The organism is Parafrankia sp. BMG5.11 (assembly GCF_004337455.1).
In genome coordinates this window covers 19,485-42,919 of the sequence record NZ_SJXI01000083.1, presented here as the reverse complement: position 1 = coordinate 42,919, position 23,435 = coordinate 19,485, and the positions used below count along the sequence as shown (strand labels likewise).

The window sequence follows — 23,435 nt, the reverse complement described above, 5'->3', positions numbered from 1 at the left end:
GCGTGCGGGCTCGCCGCCGGACCGGCTTCCGCCGGTGCGAAGCGGCCGCCGCCGGCACGGGGCGGTTGTCGTCCGCGCGGGCCGCTAGCGGCCGAGCGCGTCCTCGAGAACCTCGTGCCGGTGGTGCAGGCCGGGCTCGTTGCGCCCGAAGACGAGGTCCGCGCGCGCGCCCGAGGCCATGCTCGCCTGCACCTGGGCCGCCAGCGCGTAGTCCTCGTCGCGGACGGCGTTGTGCGCGTAGTCGAAGATCGTCTCCGCGGTCTCCCGGGTCGCCTCGTCGGTGAGGTCCATCGGGGACGCGTTCTGGTGGTAGGTGATCGAATGGCCCGGGCGCTCGCCCGGGTACACCCGGAACACCTCGCCGTTCGCGACCGTCACGGACAGGACGATGTTGGGGAACAGGGCGTAGATCAACACGAAGTTGTTCAGCGGCTCCCACTCCTCCTCCGGCTTGTCCGCCAGGTCGGTGATGTGGTTCATCGGGAAGACCAGGCGGTGGTGCGGCCCGTAGGAGTCGAACAGCGCGCAGTTGCTCTTGTTGATCAGCGCGAACGTGTCCCGGTGCACCGACGCGAAGTGGTAGCTCTCGGCGAACGTGTCGAGCGCGAGCTTCCAGTTGACCGGTGAGTCGATGACCTTCTCGCCCACCGGCGCCCACGACCCGATGTTCCAGGACGCCAGCTCCGGGCCCAGCTCGCCCAGGTGCGCGTCGATGTCGAGCGGCCCGGCGGCCGGGTCCAGCCCGACCCACAGGAACCCCGCGTTCTCGGCGGCGGGCAGCTCGGTGAGCCGCGCCTGACCGTTGAGTGTCGCGGGGAAGCCCTCCCGCCCCGGACCGCCGACGAACTCGCCGTGCGCGTCGTACGTCCACGCATGCCAGGGGCAGGTGAACCGCTGCGCCACGCCGCAGCCCTGGGCGACCTGAGCCTGCCGGTGGGCGCACACGTTCTGGAAAGCGCGCACCGTTCCGTCATCGCCGCGCGTCAACAGCACGGGGACGTCCATCACGGTCTTTGTGCAGTAGGTTCCGGCCTCGGGCAGTTCGGAGCTGTAGCCCACGAGCTGCGGTGAACGCCGGACGACTTCACGTTCCAGTTCGAAACGTTCCCGGCTGGTATAGGCCGTCGCCGCCACGCCGCCTTCCGTCGGCGTCATGTCGGTTGTATTGTCGGTCGCTATTTTCAGCGCCCGTCGCGTGAGGTCGACGAGCTCGTGGCGGTCGATGTGAGCCCTCCCAATTCGATGACGGCATCATCCCGCGCGCGGGGCGGCGGGATGGGATCAGGTAGACAGAATTGTATGTGCTCACCACCAACGGTCTTTACTCGGGCTAAGTCACCATCCCGACAGGAAGGGGTGCACTGCCGTGCGTCACGGCCAGGTGCGACGAAAGTGGCCGGCGCGGGCCCGGTGCCGGCAGCCGGCACCTGGGTGGGGGTGACCCCGCCGGAGGTGATTGCTCCGTCGTGCCAGGCACTCCTGCCCCCGGGTGTCCCGTTGAGCGGGACGTCAGCCGGTGTGCCGGCGGGTCCGCCGCCGTGGGGAGGGTCGGGGCGGCGGCGTCCCGACGGCCGCCGACGGGCCGCCCCGCCGGCCCTGACGGACGGCCCGGCCCGGCCCCGAGGCGGGGGAGAAACGCGGCCCCGCCCGTGGCGGGGATTCTCGATGGGATTCGGCGTCCCGTGACGTGGGTCACGACAATCGGCGGTGAGTGACCCGCGCCACCTCGGGGTGTCGGTTCCCCGACGCCCCCGTCGGGGTTGTGTCCCACGGCATAGACGTGGCCCACATTGTAGTGCGTCCGACCCCCGAAGGTGCGGCCGAGGTCACGTCCTCAGTATGGATTATCGCGCCGTCGCAGCGGCATTATTAATAGCGACGGCCGAAATCCAGCCGCCCGAAATCCAGCCGCCACTGAGGATGCTTCAGGGGGATTGACGTGAACCTCACCAGCTCCGACCGTCCGGGCCTCTACCAGAAGCTTGCCGCCCGCCGTGCCGTCCGCCGTATGCGCCACGAGTTCGATCTCGTCATCAGCTCGACCGAGACGCCCGCTGCGCGGCAGGAGATCCAGGCGATCTACACCCGGCACAACGCGGCCAGCGGCCCGTCGGTCGTCCCCGGCCAGCGCAAGGTGGATGACTCCGAGGTCAGTGCCGACGCGACCGAGCGCGACTGACCAGTTAGCCACGCCCCAGCTCCAACTACCCACTCCCCACCACCAGCCCTGGACGGGCCCGTCGCGGCGTGAGCCGGCGGTCCGTCCTCGGGCCCCCGGCGCCTCAGTCGCGGCCGTGCAGGGCGGCGCGGAGGGCGGCCACCGTCTCGGGTGAGGCGGCGCGCCGCCTGGGCGCCGGCTCGGGGGCCGAGCCGGCGACGACCTGCAGCCGCGCCGGGACACCGGCGGAACGCAGCGCGTCGGCGTAGGCGACTCCCTGCTCGCGCAGGCGGTCCCGCTCCTGGACGCAGACGTACGCCGGCGGCAGCCCACGCAGGTCCTCGGCCCGCGCGGGCGCCGCGTACAGCGGTACGCCGTCGGTTCCCGCCCGGCCCTCACCGAGGTACGCGTCCCAGTGCACGGCGGTGTCGGCCCGCCGCGCCGCGCCGACGGAGCCGCCGTCCGCCCCGGCGCTGTCTGTTCTGGCACCGGTCGTTCCGGGACGGTGCTCGCGGCCGCCGCCGAGCGCGTCGCCGAGGCCTACGGGGGCCGCCGCCAGGCTCGGCACCGCGCGCCGGTCGTCGAGCTCGGGGAAGTCCAGGCACTGGAAGCACAGCGCGGGCCCGCCCCGGTCACGGGTGAGCAGCGCCAGCGCCGCGGCCAGGCCCCCGCCGGCGTGCGCCCCGTGCACGGCGATCCGGTTCGGATCGACGCCGAGCCGGTCAGCGCGGGCCGCCATCCAGCACAGGGCCGCGTAGCAGTCCTCGAGCGCGGACGGATAGGGATGCTCGGGGGCCAGCCGGTAGTCCACCGCGACGACGACGGCACCGACGGCCCGGCTCAGCCCGATGTTGGCGCGGTGCTCCGTCCCGAGGCCGCCTGCGACGAAGCCGCCGCCGGGCAGGTGCAGGACGGCCGGGGTGGGTCGGGCGACACCGACCGGCGTGTAGATGCGCACCGCCACGTCGGGGGCGTCCGGTGGGCCGGGTACGCAGGTGTCGGTGATGTTGACCCCGGTCAGGTCGATCTCACGCGTGGCGGCGAGCATCAACTCGGCCGCGCGGGCGCGCGTCGCGGTGATGTCGTCGACGGTGACGTGCGGCGTGATCTCGACCAGCGAGGCGAGTTCGGGATCGAAGCGGTACGGCATCGCATCCTCCAGCACACGTGTCGGGCACTCGCGGTCTGACGCGCCCCCCGCTCGTCCAAACCACGCCCAATGTTCACCCCTGGAAGCCCCTCAGGATGCCCTTAGGGCCGTTGTTTTGACGGATCGGCATTCCGCGCACCGCCCGGACGGACACTTTCAGGTGGTGCGTGCCGTGCTGCGCGTAACTGGTCGCCGACGGCCTGGTCGCGGCTGGGCCGCCGGGGGGAACTACTCAGCCGTGCCGGCGCGGCACGGTGGGCCACCCGTGGTGCTCCGTGCTCGGATCGATCTTCACCCGGCCGGGGCCGACCTTCAGTCCAGGGTTCCCACGTACTGCCGGAACATCGGATGCACGGCGAAGGTCGAGACACCCCTGGTCGAGGTGAGGGAGTCAGCGCGATCGCTCCCCGCCCACGATGCGGACAGCACTGAGTGGTCGCGGATGAAACCCACGTTCCACAGTGTCTCCAGCAGATGGTCGGGATCCCGGTCGGAGATCCACTTCGTGGCCTCCCTGCTGGTCCGCACGGCTCCCGTCGCGATGTCCAGCAGCAGGTACTCGAGGTCGTCCCGGGCCCAGACCGCCGGGCGGCCGCGGAACGCCTCGAACACGCTGAGCAGGCCCGGGTGCTGGAACCGGTACTCGGCGGCGATGTCGCGGGTCCGCTCGCCGGAGTAGGTGGCTTCCACGGCGAGGATGTCGCGCCGCGCGATCCGCCGGCCACCGGCGGACCGGTTCTGGCGCGCGTGTTCGAGCGCGTGGCTGCAGTACTGGATGATCTCGCGTGGGCGGCGCAGCGAGCGGTCGACGATGTAGCGGAACGACCAGCGCGGATCGCGGAACACCGCCGCCCAGCACTCGTCGTCGCCCACACCGCTCAGCCCGGGCACGGTGTGCCGGATACGGCAGGCGATCAGCTGCCACAGGTGCGGCTCGTCCCACCGCACCACCTCGATCAGGTCGCGGAACTTCTGCGCGTCGTCGTAGAGGGCGGGAATGTTGTCGTAGAGCTCCTGGCGCAGCGACATGAAGACGTGCAGGTGCGGCGAGAGGTCGTTCAGTGACATACAGGCCTGGAAGAGACCGGCGACGAAGGCCTGCGCGTCCTCGCTCGCGTCCCAGCCGCGGTCCAGCTCGTCGACCAGGACGGTGACCCCCGAGCGCGCGCACAGGCGGCTCAACGGCTGGATCAGGTGTTCCAGCTCCTGGAGTTTGTAGAGGCGCTGGAGCTCCGTCGTGCGGATACCGGCCTCGAAGCTTCCCAGCTTCACCGACTCGATGCGGCGCAGATAGGAGACGAACGAATCCAGCGGGGTTACTGCGGCGCCGCGGTGATTGTCGCGCAGGTAGGCGTATATCTGGCTCTCGGCGCCGCGTCTTATCCGGCCGTGCCGTTTCGTCAGCTCCTTCATGATGAGCACGAGCAGCAGGTATTTCCAGGCCACGGCGTACGCGCCGAGCTTGGCCCACGCGCCGTCGGCCTCGCGGGTCATCGCCCCGCTGAGGAATTCGTACGAGTAGTCCTCGGGTGCGAGCTCGATGACCGAGGCCCCGCGGTCGCGGTGCCGGCGGGCCATGGTCTTGAGGATCGCGCTCTTGCCGGCACCCCGGTTCGCGACCAGGATCGTCTTCGTTCCGGTGTTCATGTTGCGGTACGCGGCCGACTCGATGAAGTAGGCGTCGAGCCCGCGCCTGATGTCGCGTTCGGCGGCCGGCGCACCGAAACTGAGGTGGCTGAAGTCGGGCACGCGGCCTCCCGTGCTTCCGTCGGTTCCCGCTACGAGAGCCTAGACGGGCGAGGGCCGCTTCAGTAGTGAAATATCCAGAGGGGCGACAATCGTGGACGGCTGCGGCACAGTGGCCGGGTGGAGACCGATGCCCGGGGGACGGCCCGGTCGTCGGGCTGGACGGGCTGGACGGGCTCTTGTGGGTGCCACGCCGCCACCGGACGTACCGGCCCGTCCGGTGGCCAGGGCCAGGGTCTGCGGAAGCTTGTACGGTCCGTGCCCCGCTGTTATACAAGTGTTCAGCGGCGGGGCTGGTGGATCAAGAGTTTCCGGTGACGTGAGACGGAGCGGATGTCCCGCTCCCGGTGTCGGCGGCGTCGAAGGTGCGGCCGGCAGCGGGTCCGACGCCCGTATCGGGGCGGCAGGGCGCTTCGACCGAGAGGACGGGCAGGCGTATGGAAAGGCTTCGTGTCATCCAGTGGACCACCGGAAAAGTGGGCAAGCTGACGTTACGGGCGATACTTGATGATCCGCGTCTGGACCTTGTGGGTGTGTACGCCTGGTCGGCGGACAAGGTCGGCACCGATGCGGGAACGCTGTGCGGTCGGCCGCCGTGTGGCGTCGCGGCGACCAACGACATCGACGCCTTGATCGCGCTCAAGGCGGACACCGTCGTCTACACCCCTTTCATGGCCGATCTCGACCATGTCCTGCCGCTGCTTGAGGCGGGAATGGACGTGGTCAGCACCAACCTGTTCTTCAACGTCGGCGGAGTCAAGGGTGAGACGAAGGAGCGGCTGGAGGCCGCCTGCGCCCGCGGGAACAGCTCGCTCTACATCACGGGCATAAGCCCCGGGTGGATCAACACGATGGTGACGGCCATGACCGGCGTGTGCCGGGACGTACGGAAGATCTCCATCCTGGAGGCCGCCGACTGCTCCGTCTACGAGTCGAAGGAGACCTGGGAGGCCATGGGCATCTCCCTGACCGGCACCACACCGCAGATCGCCGACATGGCGAAGCTGTGGATGATGCCGGCCGAGGAAGCCGTGCAGCGCATGGCGCACGCCCTGGAATACACGCTCGACAGCGTCGAGTTCTTCCTCGGCTACGCCACCGCCTCCCAGACGGTCGACCTGGGCTACATGACCATCGAGAAGGGCACGAACGCCGCTGTGGAGGTCGGCTGGAACGGCAACCTGAGCGGCAGCACGGTCATCCAGATGAAGTTCCGCTGGTACCTGACCAAGCATCTGAACGAGGACTGGGAGTTCAACGACGACCAGTACCGCGTGGTCATCGACGGGGAGCCGGGGATCGACACCCGGATCCGCTTCATCCCGCCCGAGCACTGGGGCAACCACGAGTGGGACACCATGACCGCCCTGCCCGCGGTCAACGCCGCCTTCAACGTCAAGGCCGCAAGGCCCGGGATCCTGCACCTGACCGACGTCGGCCTGCCCCGCGCGCCAGCCGGGCAATGGCATGCGGCACGGGAGTGAAACCCGGCGGACGGTGTGACGGATGATCCAGGCCGGGGGCCCGACAACACCCCCGGCCTGGACCGGGTTCGGGCTGGCGTGGGGGCATGGGGCTTTGGCGGCGTCAGCGGACAGCCGTCCCGCTGGCGACAGTACGGGCCGGGGACCGGCGTGCGTGGAGGTCGCCGAGCCAGGCGTGGACCGTGCGCGCTGTGGAGCCGGCGTGCTCGTTCATCATCGACTGGTGGTCGCCGGCGGTGTCCCTCGTGTCGAAGGCCAGGTCCCATTCGTCCGCCCAGCCGGTCACCGGGCCCGCGGGGTCCGGGTCGGCCCGCTGTCCCGGCATGCGCTGGACCGCGCGGACGAGGACGATCGGCGCACGCACCGACGTGGGTTTCCATCCTTCGAACAGGTCGAGGTAGGCGCCCTGCGCGGTCACCTGGGACTCGGTCATCAGCGCGAACGCCTGGTCGTTGACGGCGATGCCGCGCAGCTCCTCGGCGATGTCGGCCTCGGGGATCCGGTCGCCGGGCAGCCAGGTGTCGAGCAGGACCACGGCGCTCGGGTGGATGCCGCGTGCCTCCAGCCGCGCCGCGACGGCGTGTGCCAGCCAGCCACCGGACGAGTAGCCCGCGAGCGCGACCGGTGTGTCGGGGAAGTGCGCGGCCACCGTCTCGGCGTGCAGGTCGACCACGAGATCGGCGGTGGCGGGCAGAAGCTCGCCGTCGCCGAAGCCGGGGTGTGCCAGCGCGTGCACGGCGCGGCGGCCGTGCAGGTGCAGGGCGAGCCGGGCGAAGGTGTGCGGCCCGGACGGCGCGACCATCGACGGCAGGCAGACCAGCGCCGGCCCGGCCGGGCCGGACGCGAGGGTGACCGGACGTGGCCGCCTGGCCAGCTCGCTCGGCGCGGTGAACGTCGACCGCAGCTTTGCGGCGGCGCGCAGCACCCCGACCCCTTCGGCGAACTTGCCGTCGGCGCACGCCTGCCGGTAGAGCCCACGGACGCCGACCGGCTCCGCGCCGCCTACGGCGGGGACGCCGGCGGCACTGGCACTGGTCGAGGTCCAGCCGGTCCCGGTTCGGGCGCCGCTCCCGACCGCGCCGACCGCGCCGGTGCCGGTGGCGCCGGGCGCGGGCCGGCTGGCGAGCAGGGCGTGGAGGTGGTCGGCGAGGTCGGCGACGGTGGGGTGCTCGAAGACCGCGGCGGTGGCGAGCGCGACCCCGGTCGCACCCGCCAGCCGGCGGCTGAGCTGCACGGAGGCCAGCGAGTCGAAGCCCAGTTCGAGGAAGCGGCGTCCCGTCTCGACCTCGTCGGCCTCACGGTGGCCCAGCACCGCCGCGGCCTCGGCCCGGACGAGCTCGCGCAGCGCCCGGCCCCGCTCCGCCGCGGGCAGCGCCGCGAGATCATCACCCGGCTCCGTGCCATCACCGCGCGGCGCCCCGGTGAGATCCGCGGGCTGCGTTCCGGCGGCGGCCGGGGAGGCGGCTTCGTCGGCGGTGGCGCGTAGCTCGTCGAACAGGCGTGAGGGCCGGGCGGCGGTGTAGGCGGGCAGGAACCGCGCCCAGTCGACATCGGCGACGGTGACCGGGCCGGGACGTCCGGTGCCAACCGCCTGGGCCAGGGCATCGATGGCCCGGTCGGGGGTGAGCGGGTTCAGGCCGCGGCGGTGCAGGTAGTCACGGCGGGCCGGCTCGGCGCCCATGCCGGCCTCGGCCCACGGGCCGAACGCGACCGAGGTGGCCGGGTGCCCGCTGGCGTGCCGGAACGCGGCCAGCGCGTCGAGGTAGGCGTTCGCCGCGCTGTACGGGGCCTGGCCGCCGCTGCCCCAGGTCGCCGAGACCGACGACAGGAACACGAGCGGGATGGTCCCAGCGGCCTCGTGCAGGAGCTCGGCGGCGCCGGCCTTGGGCGCGAGCACGGCCGCGATCTGGCCCAGGTCGAGCTCGGGCAGCGCGGCCATGGGGCCGTCGACGCCCGCGGCGTGGACGATCGCGGTGAGCGGGGCCTCGGGATCGGCGGCGAGCTCGCGGACGAGCGCGGCCAGCTGACCCGTGCCCGTGCCCGTGCCTGTGCCCGTGCCGGCGGCCGCGGCGGTGCCCGCGTCGGCGGCGGAGGCGTCGCAGCGACGGACGACGGCCTGGACGCCGAGGGCGGTCAGCTCGGCGCACAGCTCGGCCGCCCCGGGCGCGTCCGGGCCGCGGCGGCTGGCCAGGATCAGCCGGCGGGCTCCGTCGCGGGCGAGACGGCGGGCGATCCGGGTGCCGAGGGCGCCGGTGCCTCCGGTGATGAGCACAACCGCTCCGCGGACGTCCCACGGTGCGGTGGTGACGGGCGTGGTCTCCCGGACCAGGCGAGGTACCAGCAGCCCCGCCGGGCGGGCGGCGAACTGGTCCTCGCCGTCCGGTGCGGTCAGTGCGGCGCCGAGCCAGCCGAGCGTGGTGTCGTCCAGCTCGGCGGGGATGTCGACGAGACCGCCCCAGGCACCTGGCCGCTCGAGGGCGAGGGACCGCCCCAGCCCCCAGAGCAGCGCCCCGGCCGGATCCAGAATCCGGTCGCTGGCCGCCGTCGCGGCTGCGGCCCCGGTCCGGACGGCGCCACGGGTGAGCGTCCACAGCGGCGCGTCCAGCTCGATGTCGTGCAGGGCCTGCGCGAGCGCGCAGGTGAGGGCGAAACCGGTCGTGAGCGCGGGGTGGTCGGGGTGGCGCGTCGTGTCGAGGCCGAGCAGTGACAGCACGCCGCCCCGGCCCGCGATCGCACCGGGCCGGCCGAGGGCGCACAGGCGGGCGGCGAGGCGGGCCCGGTCGGCGTCCTCGTGGCGCAGTGGCACGCGGAGCACGGTGCCGCCGAGGCGCTCGACGATCCACGAGACGCGGGAGATCTCCTCGTCGGTGACGCCCGCGGGCGGGAGCGGCAGGAGCCAGCGGCCCGTGAGCGGCGGCGGGGTGCCGTCCGTCCCGGGCAGGGCGCCGGTGCTGGGGACGGGCCGGGAGCGCCAGCTGATGCGGTAGCGCCACCCGTCCGGGCCGGGCGCGCCGGGCGGGGCGGATCGGCGGATCGGGTCCGTCCAGTGGTGGCGGCGCTGGAACGGGTAGGTGGGCAGGTGGCGGTGGGCGGGCCGGCGGCTGGCGGCGTGCGGGTTGTTGGCCGCCCGCCACGCGATCGGGGTGCCGTGCGTGTGCAGCTCGGCGAGGCCGATGTGCAGAGCGGTGGTCTCGGGCTGCCCGCGGCGTGCCGCGGTGACCACGCGGGCGTCGCCGAGGTACGGCGTCAGCGTGGGCTTCGGCCCGATCTCCAGGTAGGTGGTGATGTTCTCGGCGTCGGCGCGGGTGACGGCCTGGTGGAACCGGACGGTTTCGCGGATGTGGCGGACCCAGTACGCCGGGTCGGTGAGGTCGACCGGGGCATCCGGGTCGGTGCTCAGACGTCCGGTGAGGGCGGAGGCGATCGGGACGGCGGGCGGGCGGTAGGCGAGCGTGCGGGCGACGGCGGCGAAGCGGTCGAGGACGGGATCCATGTGCGCGGAGTGGAAGGCGTGACTGACGGCGAGGCCGCGGGTCGGGCGCCCCTGCTCGGCCCAGTGCGCCGCGAGCGCGCCGACGGCGTCGTAGTCACCGGCCACGACGACGGCGGTGGGGCCGTTGACGGCGGCGATGTCGACCCGGCCCCCGTACTCGTCGAGGCACCGACGGACCTCGTCCTCGGTCGCGCCGACGGCGGCCATGGCGCCGGGCACACAGCTCTGCATGAGACGGCCGCGGGCGGCGACCAGCGCGGCCGTGTCAGACAGGGTCCAGACGCCGGCGACGTGCGCCGCGGTGAGCTCGCCCACGGAGTGGCCGAGCAGCAGGTGCGGGGTGACCCCGAAGCTCTCCAACAGCCGGAACAGGGCGCTCTGGTAGGCGAAGAGCGCGCACTGGGTGTACAGCGTCTGGTCCAGCAGGACGGCGGGCGGGGTGTCCGGGGCGGCGAACATGACGTCGCGCAGCGGCTCGTCGAGATGCGGCTCGAAGCGGTCGCACGCGGCGTCGAGCGCGCGGGCGAAGGCCGGGTAGGCGGCGTGCAGCCGCCGTCCCATGCCGTGGAGCTGGCTGCCCTGGCCGGTGAACACCATCGCGATCCGGGCGCCGGCGAGGTCCGCGGGGGTGCTGCCGCGGATGAGAGCGGGCGCCGCCCGCCCGGCGGCCAGCGTGGTCAGCGCCCGAACCAGGTGGGACGCCCGTTCCGTCGGCGGCCCGTCCAGGACGACGGCGGCGCGCGTGGGGAACTGGGCACGCGCGCCCAGGGTGTGGGCGGCGTCGTCGACGGTGATGTCCGGATGGCCGGCGAGGTGGTCGGCGAGGCGGGCGGCGTGCGCGCGCAGCGCCTCGTCACCGCGGGCGGAGAGGATCACCGTCGTGGGCAGGTTGGCCGCCCACTCGAGAGTGTCCCCGCCGCGGACGGCGTCCCGGTCCTCGGCGGCGCCGGTGGGCGCGGCGGTAGGCGTGGCCTGCGCGGGGATGCGGGCCGGGCCGGGGGGCTCCTCGAGGATGAGGTGGGCGTTGGTGCCCGAGACGCCGAAGGCGGAGACGGCGGCGCGGCGCGGCCGTGCGGTGGCGGGCCACGCCGTGGGCTGTGTCAGGAGGGTGAGGGCGCCGGTCGCCCAGTCCACGTGGGGGGTGGGGACGGTGATGTGCAGGCTGGCGGGCAGCGTCTCGTGGCGCAGTGCCTCGATCATCTTGATCATGCCGGCGGTGCCCGCGGCGGCCTGGGCATGGCCGATGTTGGACTTGAGGGAGCCCAGGTACAGCGGCCGGTCCGGGGACCGGCCGGCGCCGTAGGTAGCGAGCAGCGCGCGGGCCTCGATGGGGTCGCCGAGCGGGGTGCCGGTGCCGTGCGCCTCGACCGCGTCGACGTCGCCGGCGCGCAGGCCGGCGTTGGCCAGGGCCTGCTGGATGAGCCGCTGCTGGGACAGGCCGTTGGGGGCGGTCAGGCCGTTGCTGGCGCCGTCCTGGTTCACGGCGCTGCCCGCGACGACGGCCAGCACCGGCAGCTGCCGCGCGCGGGCGTGGGAGAGCCGGGTGAGGACGACCACGGTGGCGCCCTCGGCCCATCCGGTGCCGTCGGCGTCGGCGGAGAACGCCTTGCACCGGCCGTCGGGCGCCAGCCCGCGCTTGCGGCTGAACTCCATCAGCATGGACGGCGTGCTCATCACGGTGACGCCGCCGGCGAGGGCGAGGTCGCACTCCCCGGCGTACAGGGCCGCGGTCGCCAGGTGGACGGCGACGAGCGAGGCGGAGCACTGGGTGTCCACCGTCAGCGCGGGGCCCTCGAAGCCGAAGGTGTAGGAGACCCGGCCGGCGACCACGCCCAGCGCGTTGCCGGTCAGCAGGTGACCCTGCAGTTCGGCGGGGGCGTCGTGCCAGGGCGGGCCGTAGTCCTGCAGGGAGACACCGGTGAACACCCCGGTGCGGCTGCCGCGCAGCCGGTGCGGGTCGATGCCCGCGTGCTCGAACGCCTCCCAGGACACCTCGAGCATGAGCCGTTGCTGCGGGTCCATCGCGGTGGCCTCGCGGGGTCCGATCCCGAAGAAGCCGGCGTCGAACAGGCCGACCCCGGGGAGGAAGCCGCCCTGGCGGGTGTAGGCGGTGCCCGGGTGCTCGGGGTCCGGGTGGTACAGGCCGTCCAGGTCCCAGCCGCGGTCCGTCGGCAGGCCGGCGACGACGTCACGGCCCTGCGCCACCAGCTCCCACAGGGCCTCCGGCGAGTCGGCGCCGGGCAGCCGGCAGCCCATGCCCACCACGACCACGGGATCGGCGCCGCGCCCGCCCCCCTCTGCCGGTGCGGCCGGCGTGGGCGCGGGCGCGGTGTCGGCTGCCTCCTCGCGCACGCCCAGGATCTCGGCGTGCAGGAACGAGGCCACCGCCTTCGGTGTGGGGCGCTCGAAGAGCACCGTCGCCGGCAGCCGCACCCCGGTCGCCGCGGTGAGCTTCGCCCGCAGGACGTCCGCGATGCGCCGGTAGACCCCCAGCGCGCGCCAGGGGGCACCGCGGTCGACGCCCGCCGAGCCGCCGTGGCTGCCGGTGACCACGACCACGTGGTCGACGACGAGGTCGAGCAGCGCCTCGATCTGGGCGGGTGGCGACAGCTCGGCGAGCCGGGCCCGCCACGCGTCGCGGGCCCGGTCCGCGGTCGCCCCGGAGCGGCCCTGCTCTGGGCGGGTGCTGTCCATCCGAACACTCCTGACGTGCGCAGGCGGGGCGGCTGGGCGCCGCGCCGGGGCGATTTCCCGTGACCTTTTCGGCGGTTCTCGGTCCGTCCGGTGGGGGGAACACGGGCGGGAGAACCGGCTCGGCCCGCGCGCGGAAGTCATCGGGCGGCGCCCGGCGGATATCGGGCCCGGTCGGGACCGCGCACCCGGCCGGCGAAGAAGCCGACGGAGCGACCACGGGCGAATCGTGCCCCACGTCGGGTATGGGCTCAAAATAGGGATGGCGCCATCGGGCTACGCTAAACGGGGTAACGGGCAGTACTCCGACCCCGCGGCGGCGGGTCATTCCACCCCGCGCCCGGGCGCCGAGATGAGGACGTGCGACCCGAACGCGTGAGACGTTCGGGCCATTGGCTGGCACCGACGGATTGTCGATATCACCATCGATCCGTAGTGTCGCTTTCCGCTGACGCCGGGCGTATCTCTGACCGGCGGCGTCCCGCGCCGGCGGCCGCTGGCGGCTGCCGGGCGGTCCCTCGCCGGCCGGCCCGACGCCGGCGGCCGGGGCCGGTGCGGCCGGTGACCGAAGCCGGTGCGGGAGGCCGGTGAGCGAGGCCGGGACATCACCGCCATCGCCCGACAGAGGAGCGAGGACGCGCATGCGAGAGACCACGCCGCCGGGCGCCCCGGCGAGCACGGCGAGCACGGCGGGCGACCAGGCGGCCCGGGGCGGCTGGCCGCGCCCGGCCCGGCGGCTGGCCAGGGCCCTCGGGCGCGGCGGTGCCGGGCGCCTCGCCCACCAGCGATCGCGCATCGAGGTGGGGGACGACTGGCGCCGCTGCGGAGCAGGTGACGGCGGCTGTGGCGTGCTGCTGCCCCTGAGCCAGCAGACCTGCCCCCGCTGTGGCCGGACGAACCGCGAGGACCTGGCGCCGCTGAACGTTCGCAGGCTGCTGCCCACCCACGACGCCTACGAGCACGCCCTGGCGGTCCTGCGGGGAGCCCCGCCGGGACGGGACCCGACAGCCGGCGCGGCACCCGACGCGACGCCCCCGACCGACGCGATGGCCCCGGCCGACGAGGCGGCCCCGGCAGGTAAGGCGGCCCGCGAGCCGGCGCCGGGCGTGCCGGGATCGACGGACCGCCCCGGAGCACCGCGCTGACCGGTGCTCCGGCGGCGGCGCCGCAGGCCGCGCCGAGCCCGCGGGCACCGCTCCCGCGCCGGCGCGGCCCGTTGTTGTCGGGCAGCCCGGACGAGATTCCGGCGCGCATTCATCAAAAGGTGTTACCGGGCCGGGCGCGGACTGTTGTCGAGCGCCACCGGAGCATCGGAATGGCCAGGCGATATGAAACGATAAGGACATGTACTCCGCCGAGATCAATCGCAAGCAGCCGGCCTGTCTGCTGCTCGTCATCGATCACTCGACGTCGATGGCCGAGACCTGGGCCGGTGGCGCGATGAGCAAGGCAGACCAGCTCGCGCTCGCCGTCAATCGGCTTCTCGGCAACGCCGTGCTGCTCTGCAGTAAAGGTGACGACCGCGTCTACGACTATTTCGAGGTAGGAATTCTGGGCTATGGGCGCGGTGTGTCGCCCGTCCTGTACGGCTCGAGCGCGAGCCGGCCGCTGCTGCCCATCAGCGAGGTCGCGCTGAACCCGAACCGGGTCGACCATGTGCTGCGCCGGATCTCCGACGGCGCCGGTGGCCTGGTCGAGGTGCAGACGCCGATCCCGGCCTGGGTCGACCCGGTCGCGGACGGCTGGACCCCGATGGCAGAGGCGCTGACGACGGCCGCCTGGATCGTCGACGAGTGGTGCCGGGGGCACGCCTCCAGCTTCCCGCCGATCGTGGTCAACGTCACCGACGGTCAGAGCACGGACGGTGACCCGCGGATCGCCGCCGCCCGGGTGCGGGCCGCCGGCACGGCGGACGGCGACGCGCTGCTGTTCAACGCCCACCTGTCGGCCACGGCGCGCAACGCCGTCACCTTTCCCGACGACCGGGCCGATCTGCCCGACGACTTCGCCCGCGCGCTGTTCGACATGTCGAGCGCGCTGCCCCCCACGATGGTGGCGGCGGCCGGCAGCCTGGGATATCCCGCCGGCACGGGCTCGCGGGGATTCCTCTACAACGCCGACGTCACCGCGTTGATCGAGTTCCTCGACATCGGGACCCGCGCGGTCACGCCGACCGGCCTGCGTGACCTCACCGTCGGGCCGCGGTCGGCGGGATGACCCCGCTGCCCGCCACGGCGACGTCCGCGCGCCCGGTGACCGCCTCGCCGGCGCCGTCGCAGCCGGCACCGCCGCCCGCGCCGAAACCCACGCCCATGCCCTCGGGAGCGGCCGTTGTTCTGGCGGCTACAGCCCACTCGGTGGCGAGGCTCGGCCGGTCGCCGGCGGAGAACGAGGACAGCTGCGCGATCCGGCCGGAGCTCGGCCGGTTCGCCGTGGCCGACGGGGCGTCGACCTCGGCCCGACCGGAGGTGTGGAGCCGGCTGCTGGTCGACGCCTACGCCCACGACGGGCTCGACCCGCTCGCTCCCGACGTCCTGCGTGCGCTGCGCGAGCGCTGGTGGGCGCAGGTGAGCCGGCCGGGGCTGCCCTGGTTCGCGCGGGCGAAGCTGCAGTCGGGCGCAGACGCGTCTTTCCTCGGGCTTTCCGTCGACGTCGCGAACCAGAGTTGGACAGCGACGTGCGTCGGTGACTCGTGCGTGTTCCACCTACGCGACGGGGAGACGCGCTCGGTGGGCCCGGTCGGGCGGTCCAGCGACTTCACCCGGTTCGCGGAGCTGGTCGGCAGCCACGGCCCGTCCGCCCCGGAGCCGACCCTGCTGACCGGTGAGCTGCGGCCTGGCGACGTGCTCGTCCTCGCCACCGACGCGCTCGCCCGGCTCCTGCTGCACGCGGCCGAGACCCGCGGCCGGATGCCGTCGCCCTGCTGGCTCGCGCAGACCGCCGGCCGGTTCTCCCGCGCCGTCGCCGCCTACCGGCACCACGGGTACCTCGCCGACGACGACACGACGATCTGCGTGGTGCAAGTGTGAGCCCGCGCCGGCCCGAGGGCATGTGAATGAAACTGCCAACCCTGCTCGACTACCAGCAGGCCGTCCAGATCCCGCGGCTGTCCTTCCTGGACGACCAGCTGCGGGAGAGCGTGCCGCGGCTGACCCCGCTGGGCATGCCGGCGGTCGCCACCGGCGGGTTCGCCCTGACCTTCGACGTCAGCCTGGACGGCCGGCGCCACGCCGTGCGCTGCTTCCACCGGCACAGCGACAACCTGGAGCTGCGCTACGCCTGCATCGCCGAGTTCGTCCGCTCGGCCGCGCTGGACTTCCTGGTCGGCGTGGACTACCAGCCGGCCGGGATCCGGGTGCGCGGCCACTGCTGGCCGATCGTGCGGATGGAGTGGATCGACGGCGCGCGGCTCGACGACTGGGTCCAGGAGAACCTGGACCGGCCCGCGCACCTCGACCGGGCCCGGCTCGGCCTGGGCTTCGCCGTCGCCGAGCTGCGCCGCCGCGGTGCCGCGCACGGCGACCTGCAGCACGGCAACATCCTCGTGCTGCCGGACACGTCCGTGCGGCTCGTCGACTACGACGGGATGTACCTGCCGGGGCTGAGCGGGCTCGGCGCCTCCGAGCGGGGCCACCGCAACTACCAGCATCCGGACCGCTCGAACCAGTACGACGTCACGCTCGACCGCTTCGCCGAAGAGGTGATCACGGTGTCGCTCGCCGCCCTCGCCCGGAATCCGGGCCTGTGGCGTGAGTTCAACACCGGCGAGAACCTGATCTTCTCGGCCGCGGACTTCGCCGACCCGTCCGCCTCGGCCCTGTTCGCCCGCCTCGAGCGGATGCCCGGGGTCGCGGCCGCCGCGCGCCGGCTGCGGGACGCCTGCCTGGTCGACTTCCAGGACGTGCCGGCGGTGCTCGACGCCGACGCGCTCGCTCCGTACCGGTCGGGCGCGGTGGGCGGGGCCGGCTGCGCCGGGGTGACCGGCCCGGCACTCTCGGCCGGCCCGGCGCCCGCGGGCTGCGCGGCGCCCGCGGACCGTTCAGCGCTTCCGCCGCATCCGCCGCGGCCGGCGCGGCCGGCTGGTCCGGTGCCGGTGGGCGGGCACGAGGCGGTGACACGGCACCCGCGTCCGGCCGGCGCCGTGGGTGTGGTCAGCACGGTGAGCGCGGCGCGTTACCTGCGCACCCGGCCGCTGCGGCCGGCCCCGGTGCCCGTCGGTGGGCCCGGGGTGCTCTCCGCCCTCGACCGGGCCGGTCTGCTCGCCCGCCGGGGGGAGGAGATCACCGTCGTCGGTCGGGTCGTCCGGGTCCGGCAGCTGGAACGCACCGGCATGATCACGGTCCTGGAGTTCGGGGACGACCGTGGCGGCGGCTTCAGCGTCCTCGGGTGGGACCGGGTCAGCAGGGAGCTCGTCGCGACCCACGGCGACCCTGCGCGGCTCGCGGGCACCTGGGTGCGGGTGATCGGGCAGTTGGCCGTGGACGACCGGGGGAGCTCGTTTCACGGGCCCACCGCGACGTCGCCGGCGCGGCTCGTTCGGCCGACCGGGCCGAGCTGGTCCAGCCAGTCCAGCGGCTCGGGCCGCGACGGCCGCGACGGCCGGGGGAGCCGCGCCGGCAGCGGGAGCCGGGACAGCCGGGGGGGCCGATCCGACGCTGCCGCCGGGCGGCCGCCCGCGCCCCGGATCGAGCTGCGCAGGGGGAGCCTGCTGCGGGTGCTGACCGAGCGCCAGGCCGAGAGCCTGCTGAACCGGCCCGGGACGGTGCCCGCCGCGCCCGCGACCCGCTCGGCCTACGGATCGGGGCCGGTCCTGCCGCCCCGCCGGCCGATCCCTCCGCCGCCGGTGCCGGGGCCGACGCTGACCCGTTCGCCGGCGTGGCGCGGGTGGAGCTGACGGCACCGCGGGCCCCCGCGATCGTGGTGCCCCTGGCCCGGACGGGCGGTGTCCGTATAGCCCGGGACTAGTCCCTCCCCGGGACTCGAGAAACCCCTGCCACCAGGGAAAACACACCCCGATCGGCGTACCGCCCGGGGCCTGTCGGGCCCCCCACGAGGCGGTGCCGAGAGCGCTGCGGCGATCTGTTCGCGGGCCGGCCCCGGCCGGCGGCGAATTCCTGATGACGGCCGTCCCTGACCCGACGGCCGTTGCCGCGCAGAGCGGCCCCGCCGCCCTGACCCCCGCGGCGGGGCCGCACCCCCCGCCCGCTCTGACCATCGCGGCGGGGCCCCACCCCCGCCCCGTCTGAGTGGTCGCCTATTCGTGCGGATAATTAAGTGCATGGGGATGGCTGGTCGGCAGGCGCTGGTGATCGGTGGGGGCATCGCGGGACCCGCGGCGGCGATAGCGCTGGCCCGGGCCGGCATTCTTCCCACGGTCTTCGAGGCCGACGCCGACCCGGAGTCCGCCGGCAGCCTGCTGCTCGGCGTCGCCCCGAACGGCCTGCGCGGCCTGGAGCTTCTCGGTGTCCAGGGCCTCGACGAGGCCGGGCACCTCTCGGCGGGAAACCATTTCGTCGACGTCCACGGCCGCCACCTCGGCACGATCGAGGCGCCCGCCCGGGTGATCCGCCGCAGCGAGCTGCGGCGGGTGCTGCTGCGGGAACTCGACCGGCGCGGGATCCCGGTCGTTCCGGCGAGCAGGTTCGACTCGGTCGACGACCGGGGCGAGGCCGGCGTCCGCGCCTACTTCGCAGACGGCTCCAGCGCCGTGGGTGACTTCCTGCTCGGCTGCGACGGCCTGCGCTCCCGGGTGCGCCGCCACGTCGCGCCCGAGACGCCCTGGCCGACCTTCGCCGGCCTGGTGACCGTCGGCGGGTTCGCGGACCGCGTCGGCCGCTCGTACAAGACCGGCATGCTCGAGTTCACCATCGTCGGCACCGGGACGTTCATCCACTACGGCACGGCGGGCGGTGAGGTGATGTGGGCGATGTCGATGGTGTCCACCGACCCGTGGCCCTCACCGCGCACCGACGCCGGTCAGGAGCAGGTGCGACGCCGGCTGCTCACCCAGCTCGAGCACGCCCCCGCCCACCTGCGGTCGGTCGTGGACGCGACCGACCGGCTCGAGCGGCTCCCGCTGTCGGTCCTGGAGCCGGTCGGGACCTGGTACCGCCGCAACGTCTGCCTGCTCGGGGACGCCGCCCACGCCATGCTCCCGCACGCCGGCCAGGGGGCGTCCATGGCGATCGAGGACGCGATCGTGCTCGGCCGCTGCCTGCGCGACGCCCCGACGGCCCCCATCGGCTTCGCCGCCTACCGGGCGGCCCGCGCCGAGCGGGTGGCGCACGTCCACCGGCTGGCCCGACGCAACCGGCCGCGCACCCCGCCGCCGAACGCCCCCGCCCGCTGGATGCGCGACCACATCGTCCCGGTGGCGATGAAGGTCGGCCTGCGCCAGATGGCCGCCATGTACGACTACCGGATCGCCTGGGACGAGCCGTCCCCCGGCCGCGACCCGCTCTCAACCGTCTTCTGACATCCAGCCACCCGCCGTCTACTCGATCATCGCGTTGCGGCTGCTCGGCTACGACCGGGACCATCCGGTGATCAGGACGACCCTGGAGACACTCGACGCCTACACCGTGACGCTCCCCGACGAGCGGGCCCGCGGGCGGCCGTCAACGCGGTCGGTCGGTGCCCCTGGTGAACAGGGCGACGCACAGGACGAGCAGCGGGCCGCAGACCAGCAGCCCGGCCTCGGGCCCGACGAGGGTCCACAGCCCGCCGGCGGTGATCGTCGCGACGACCCGGCCGGCGCTCTGCAGCCCGGACAGCGCGCCGAACACGGCCCGGTGCGTCTCCGGCGGGGTGAGCCGCCCGGCGCCGGTGTACTCGGCGGCGTCGACCGCGCCCGCGGCCGTCCCGGCGAGCAGGAAACAGACCGTCATCGCGGTCAGGTCACCCTCGCCGGCGAAGGCGAAGCCGGCGTAGGCGCCGAGCAGGAAGGCCGCGCCGGTCGCGATCACCCGACCGGCCCCGAACCGGTCGGCGAGCCGGCCGCCCCACACCGCCGCGGCGGCCGAGGACAGGTGGAACAGGCCGTAGAGCACGGCGACCACCTGGAGCTGGCTGAGCCGTCCGGAGCCGTCGGGCAGCAACTTGCTGGCGCGCAGCAGCAGGAGCACGGCCGCGATGTTGGACGCCTCGTAGCAGGTGATGCCGAGGGCGAGCCGGCGCAGCGGCGGCTGGCGCAGCAGCGAGAGCTGGGGTCGGGTCTGGGCTGGGATGCCGTGGTCGAGCGTGTCCCGCCCGCGCAGGGTGCCGTGCGCGCTCACGGCGACCGCGGCGACCACCGGGACCAGCGCGAGCAGGATCACCGTCCGCACCTCGACGAACGCCAGCAGCAGCGCCGCCGCGAGCGCGCCGAAGGCGGCGCCGAGGGCCCCCACCGAGCGCTCGAGGCCGAGCCGGGCACCGAGCTCGCGCGGCGCGGAGGTCGAGCTCGCCACCTCCAGCAGCGGCGGGGTACCCAGGCCGCGTGCCACCCACGACCCCGACCGGCACGCCCCGGCCTGCCAGACGGCGTTGCTTCCGGCCAGGAAGGCGGCGGCCAGCGCCAGCCCGGCGTTCCCGGCGACGGTGAACGGCCCGCGCAGCCCGGGCCGGCGGTCGGCGAGCTTCGTCGCGCCGGCACGGGCCGCGCTGCCGCCGGCACGCCCCGCCGCCTCGATCCCGGCGAGCGCGATCGGCGCGGCTCCCAGCGTCCCGGCGATGAACGGTGCGACCACCGCCGTCGTGCTCTCCAGCCCGACGGCGGAGAACAGCAGCGGCAGCCGGGCATGGGTGAGCGAGGCTGCCCGCCCGCCGGCCGGGGCGACGGGCGGGGCCGTCGCGGGGGAGGCGGGAGACCCGTCGTCTGCGCGGCCTCGCGGCGCGGCGGGAGGCGAAACCGACACGCCGGGATCGTACGGTGCTTTCCGTTCGCAGGTGACAGGACCTGCGATGTCGCCGCAGGCCGGGCAGGCACGGGCCGGCTCAGCCGGTGGCTCGGTCGGTAGGAGAGCGGCTCAGCCGGTGCGGGGCGGCAGGGGGAGCGGGAGGGCGGGCAGGCCGTCGATGCTCGCGCCGTTGTACGGGGCCCGATCGCAGTAGGCGCCGAACTCGGGGTCCGTCCTGCGGTCGAAGTACTGGGCGTGCAGCGGGCGCTCGTCCCGGTAGTCCATGAAGGGGACGGCGTAGCCGCAGCTGTCGCTGATCCGCCGCGCGGAGATCAGGATGACCGCCCGAAGCCCGCCCGCGGCCGCCTGGCCGGGCGGGAAGCGGGCGATCAGCTCCGGCCACCGCGGGTCGTCGCGGAACACCGGCTCACCGGTCCCGTGCACCCGGACGATCTTCGGCGGCCCGTCGAAGGCGCACCACATGAGGGTGATCCGGCCGTTCTCGCGCAGGTGCGCGATCGTCTCCGCGTGGCTGCCGCCGAAGTCGAGGTAGGCGACCGTCCGCTCGTCGAGCACGGTGAGCGAGCCGTCGCGGCCCTTCGGCGAGAGGTTGACGTGGCCGTCGGCGGAGAGCGGCGCCGACGCCACGAAGAAGATCTTCTGATCCTCGATGAACGACCGCAGTCGGTCGTCGATCCGGTCATAGGTGCGCCCCATTCCCGGAGTATCCGCGACCGGACGGCCCGCCCACCGGCCTTCGGCGCCGGTGCCCGGAACCCGGTCCTGAACCCGACTCCGAACCTGGCTCGGGGCCGTTCGGGTGGCTGCGCTGATGTGGCGCGTGGGTAGCCGGGTGGTCACCGCGTATCTACCTGTGGACGGGCTCGAGCCCGGTGGTCGCCGTGCGCGCGGCGGTGGGCCGCCAACCGGGTGCCGAGCCCGTCGGGCACGTCCGCCCGATGCCCGATGCCCGATGTCCGATCACGAGTGATCCGGTGGTGACCGTGAACCCGTCCGACGCAGCGGCCCAGGAACCTGGCGGTCGGAGGAGCTGGTGGCGTTGAAGCCGCTGCGGGCCGGTGACCCGCTCGTCGTGGGGCCCTACCGGCTGGCGGCCCGGCTGGGCAGCGGCGGCATGGGCGTCGTGTACCTCGGCGTGGACGGCGCCGGTTGCCAGGCCGCCGTCAAGGTGCTGCGCGACGAGTACCTCGACGACGAGGGCTTCCGCCGCCGGTTCACCCGGGAGGCCGCCGCGATCGCCGTCATCGACAGCCCGCGGGTCGCCCGCCTCCTGGACGCCGAACCGGCCGGTGACCCGCCGTGGATCGCCACCGAATACGTCTACGGCCCCACCCTGCTCGGCGCCGTCACGGCGGACGGCCCCGCCGGGCAGGAGGCCCTGCGCACCCTCGCGACCGGTCTCGCCGAGGCGCTGCGCGCGATCCACGACGTCGACGTGGTGCACCGCGACCTCAAGCCCAGCAACGTCATCCTCGCCGCGGACGGCCCGAAGGTGATCGACTTCGGCATCGCCGCGGGCCTGCCGGGGACGATGACGGCCTCCGGTGTGGTGCTGGGCAGCGTCGGCTACATGGCGCCCGAGCTGATCGCCGGTGACAACCGGCCGGGCCCGGCCGCCGACGTCTTCGGCTGGGCGCTGACGGTCGCGTTCGCGGCGACCGGGCGGGCGCCGTTCGGTGACGGGCCGCTGCAGGCGCTCGTGCTGCGTACGGTGCAGGGAGACGCCGACATCGACGGCGTCCCCGCCGACCTGCGCCCGGTGGTGACCACGGCGCTGCGCAAGCGGCCGGAGCTGCGCCCGGGTGCGGCGGATCTGCTGCGCTGGCTGGTCTCCGGTGACGTGCCGGCCGGCATCGACCCGCGAGCGGACGCCGACCGGGTCCTCGAGGTCGTCACGGGCCCGGACGCTCCGACGGGTGCGGGAGCTCCGACGGGCGGGGACGCTCCGGCCAGCGGAGGTGCCGCCGGGGACGGCGCGCAGGGCCGGCCGGGTCTGCGTCGTCGGGTGCCGGCGGCGGGCCGCCGACTGGTTCCGGCCGCCGGGGTCGTCGCGATCGTCGCCGCGGCGGCCGGGATGAACGTCGTCCCGGGGGACGCGCTGACCGCCGCGCGGTCCAGCCGGGCCGAGCAGGCGGCGCTGCCCGTGGTGAGTGCGGCCGGGGCCGGCCCGGCGGCGGGGTCGCCCGCGACGCGCGACGGGCGGGACCGGGTGGCCGTGCCGGTGGACCCGCCACCCCCGCCCCCGCCCGTCGAGCCGCCCGCGGTGGCCGTCACCGGAGCCATCGGTGGAGTCACCGCCGCGGCCGGTCGTCCGGCGCCGGCCCCCGTACGGCGCGCGTGGGCCGGGCACCCGGCGGCCGCGGGCGCCGGGACCGCGGCGGAGTCGGCGCTGGCCGGCTTCGCCGGCCTCGACCGGCTGCTCGCCCCGTGGCGGCCGACAGTGGGGGAGGTGGCGACCCCCCGGGTGCCGGACCTGCCGGACCTGCCCGACGTGTCGGGGGTGTCCGTCGAGGTCCCGGGAGCGCGGCCGGTCCTGGTGCTCTCCCGCCGCCTGCCCGATGTCTTCTCCCGGACACCCGTGCCGTCGGTGGAACTGCTCCGGACGCTGTCCTGGATGCGGTCGGAGCCGCGGGAACGTGCTGGTCGGGGCACCTCGCGGGGGCATTGACCCGGCTGCGTCGACATACCGGCCCGCATACCGGCCGCCGGCACGACAAATCGTTTCCCCATGCCAGGGGGCGGGGCCGTCCCAGGCGAGTCCCGCCAGATGTCGGCTTGCTCCGTGCGCGGCCTGTTCTGCCGGCGCGGAACGGCA

General features: G+C 74.4%; 14 protein-coding genes and 1 pseudogene. 9 read left to right on the top strand and 6 right to left on the bottom strand.

Going from position 1 to position 23,435, the window contains the following annotated elements; genetic code table 11:
* Positions 1 to 84: 84 nt before the first annotated feature.
* On the bottom strand, positions 85 to 1,155 hold the full coding sequence (locus E0504_RS40870) for an aromatic ring-hydroxylating dioxygenase subunit alpha (RefSeq protein ID WP_071063088.1): 1,071 nt from the start codon (positions 1,153 to 1,155) through the stop codon (positions 85 to 87).
* A gap of 784 nt (positions 1,156 to 1,939) precedes the next feature.
* On the opposite strand from E0504_RS40870, the gene E0504_RS40865 reads away from it, so the two are divergent.
* Positions 1,940 to 2,179, top strand: a complete 240-nt coding sequence (locus tag E0504_RS40865; protein WP_020461788.1) for a hypothetical protein — start codon at positions 1,940 to 1,942, stop codon at positions 2,177 to 2,179.
* 103 nt (positions 2,180 to 2,282) lie between these two features.
* Here the strand turns inward: E0504_RS40865 and E0504_RS40860 are convergent, their stop codons facing one another.
* Both E0504_RS40860 and E0504_RS40855 read right to left on the bottom strand, forming a co-directional pair.
* The gene (locus E0504_RS40860) at positions 2,283 to 3,308 is read right to left on the bottom strand and encodes an alpha/beta hydrolase fold domain-containing protein (protein WP_131627005.1); all 1,026 of its coding nucleotides are present in this window, start codon (positions 3,306 to 3,308) and stop codon (positions 2,283 to 2,285) included.
* A 312-nt stretch (positions 3,309 to 3,620) separates the two neighbouring features.
* On the bottom strand, positions 3,621 to 5,057 hold the full coding sequence (locus E0504_RS40855) for a P-loop ATPase, Sll1717 family (RefSeq protein ID WP_131627003.1): 1,437 nt from the start codon (positions 5,055 to 5,057) through the stop codon (positions 3,621 to 3,623).
* Positions 5,058 to 5,491: 434 nt separating this feature from the next.
* Between E0504_RS40855 and E0504_RS40850 the strand changes: the two genes are divergently transcribed.
* The gene (locus E0504_RS40850) at positions 5,492 to 6,538 is read left to right on the top strand and encodes a hypothetical protein (RefSeq protein WP_112105806.1); all 1,047 of its coding nucleotides are present in this window, start codon (positions 5,492 to 5,494) and stop codon (positions 6,536 to 6,538) included.
* Positions 6,539 to 6,641: 103 nt separating this feature from the next.
* On the opposite strand, the gene E0504_RS40845 is transcribed toward E0504_RS40850, so the two are convergent.
* The gene (locus E0504_RS40845; RefSeq protein WP_131627001.1) at positions 6,642 to 12,725 is read right to left on the bottom strand and encodes a type I polyketide synthase; all 6,084 of its coding nucleotides are present in this window, start codon (positions 12,723 to 12,725) and stop codon (positions 6,642 to 6,644) included.
* A gap of 638 nt (positions 12,726 to 13,363) precedes the next feature.
* Here E0504_RS40845 and E0504_RS40840 point away from each other — a divergent pair.
* The 6 genes and pseudogenes from E0504_RS40840 to E0504_RS53760 form a co-directional block, all read left to right on the top strand.
* A complete protein-coding gene (locus E0504_RS40840) occupies positions 13,364 to 13,867 on the top strand; it encodes a hypothetical protein (RefSeq protein ID WP_112105808.1) in 504 nt (167 codons plus the stop codon).
* 199 nt (positions 13,868 to 14,066) lie between these two features.
* A complete protein-coding gene (locus E0504_RS40835; RefSeq protein ID WP_020461782.1) occupies positions 14,067 to 14,939 on the top strand; it encodes a vWA domain-containing protein in 873 nt (290 codons plus the stop codon).
* On the top strand, positions 14,936 to 15,751 hold the full coding sequence (locus tag E0504_RS40830; RefSeq protein ID WP_112105809.1) for a protein phosphatase 2C domain-containing protein: 816 nt from the start codon (positions 14,936 to 14,938) through the stop codon (positions 15,749 to 15,751). The genes E0504_RS40835 and E0504_RS40830 overlap by 4 nt, the downstream gene beginning before the upstream one ends.
* A 26-nt stretch (positions 15,752 to 15,777) precedes the next feature.
* The gene (locus tag E0504_RS40825; protein WP_131627000.1) at positions 15,778 to 17,616 is read left to right on the top strand and encodes a DNA-binding protein; all 1,839 of its coding nucleotides are present in this window, start codon (positions 15,778 to 15,780) and stop codon (positions 17,614 to 17,616) included.
* A gap of 390 nt (positions 17,617 to 18,006) precedes the next feature.
* The gene (locus E0504_RS40820) at positions 18,007 to 19,197 is read left to right on the top strand and encodes an FAD-dependent monooxygenase (protein WP_235014992.1); all 1,191 of its coding nucleotides are present in this window, start codon (positions 18,007 to 18,009) and stop codon (positions 19,195 to 19,197) included.
* Position 19,198: 1 nt separating this feature from the next.
* Positions 19,199 to 19,297: pseudogene (locus tag E0504_RS53760) on the top strand (hypothetical protein); the annotation flags it as partial.
* Positions 19,298 to 19,339: 42 nt separating this feature from the next.
* Here E0504_RS53760 and E0504_RS40810 read toward each other — a convergent pair.
* Positions 19,340 to 20,617, bottom strand: a complete 1,278-nt coding sequence (locus tag E0504_RS40810) for an MFS transporter (RefSeq protein WP_071063106.1) — start codon at positions 20,615 to 20,617, stop codon at positions 19,340 to 19,342.
* 111 nt (positions 20,618 to 20,728) lie between these two features.
* Positions 20,729 to 21,316: a pyridoxamine 5'-phosphate oxidase family protein gene (locus E0504_RS40805; protein WP_071063107.1), complete on the bottom strand. Its 588-nt coding sequence runs from the start codon at positions 21,314 to 21,316 to the stop codon at positions 20,729 to 20,731.
* Between the two features lie 337 nt (positions 21,317 to 21,653).
* Here E0504_RS40805 and E0504_RS52785 point away from each other — a divergent pair, with 337 nt between their 5' ends.
* Complete coding sequence (locus E0504_RS52785) at positions 21,654 to 23,288, top strand: serine/threonine-protein kinase (RefSeq protein ID WP_243657849.1); 1,635 nt, start codon at positions 21,654 to 21,656, stop codon at positions 23,286 to 23,288.
* The last annotated feature ends 147 nt before the right edge of the window (positions 23,289 to 23,435 follow it).

Bases quoted from the DNA above. Each gene is read 5' to 3' on its own strand.
- E0504_RS40870 (WP_071063088.1), bottom strand. From the start codon at position 1,155: ATGACGCCGACGGAAGGCGGCGTGGCGGCGACGGCCTATACCAGCCGG.
- E0504_RS40860 (WP_131627005.1), bottom strand. From the start codon at position 3,308: ATGCCGTACCGCTTCGATCCCGAACTCGCCTCGCTGGTCGAGATCACG.
- E0504_RS40850 (WP_112105806.1), top strand. From the start codon at position 5,492: ATGGAAAGGCTTCGTGTCATCCAGTGGACCACCGGAAAAGTGGGCAAG.
- E0504_RS40845 (WP_131627001.1), bottom strand. From the start codon at position 12,725: ATGGACAGCACCCGCCCAGAGCAGGGCCGCTCCGGGGCGACCGCGGAC.
- E0504_RS40840 (WP_112105808.1), top strand. From the start codon at position 13,364: ATGCGAGAGACCACGCCGCCGGGCGCCCCGGCGAGCACGGCGAGCACG.
- E0504_RS40835 (WP_020461782.1), top strand. From the start codon at position 14,067: ATGTACTCCGCCGAGATCAATCGCAAGCAGCCGGCCTGTCTGCTGCTC.
- E0504_RS40830 (WP_112105809.1), top strand. From the start codon at position 14,936: ATGACCCCGCTGCCCGCCACGGCGACGTCCGCGCGCCCGGTGACCGCC.
- E0504_RS40825 (WP_131627000.1), top strand. From the start codon at position 15,778: ATGAAACTGCCAACCCTGCTCGACTACCAGCAGGCCGTCCAGATCCCG.
- E0504_RS40820 (WP_235014992.1), top strand. From the start codon at position 18,007: ATGGCTGGTCGGCAGGCGCTGGTGATCGGTGGGGGCATCGCGGGACCC.
- E0504_RS40805 (WP_071063107.1), bottom strand. From the start codon at position 21,316: ATGGGGCGCACCTATGACCGGATCGACGACCGACTGCGGTCGTTCATC.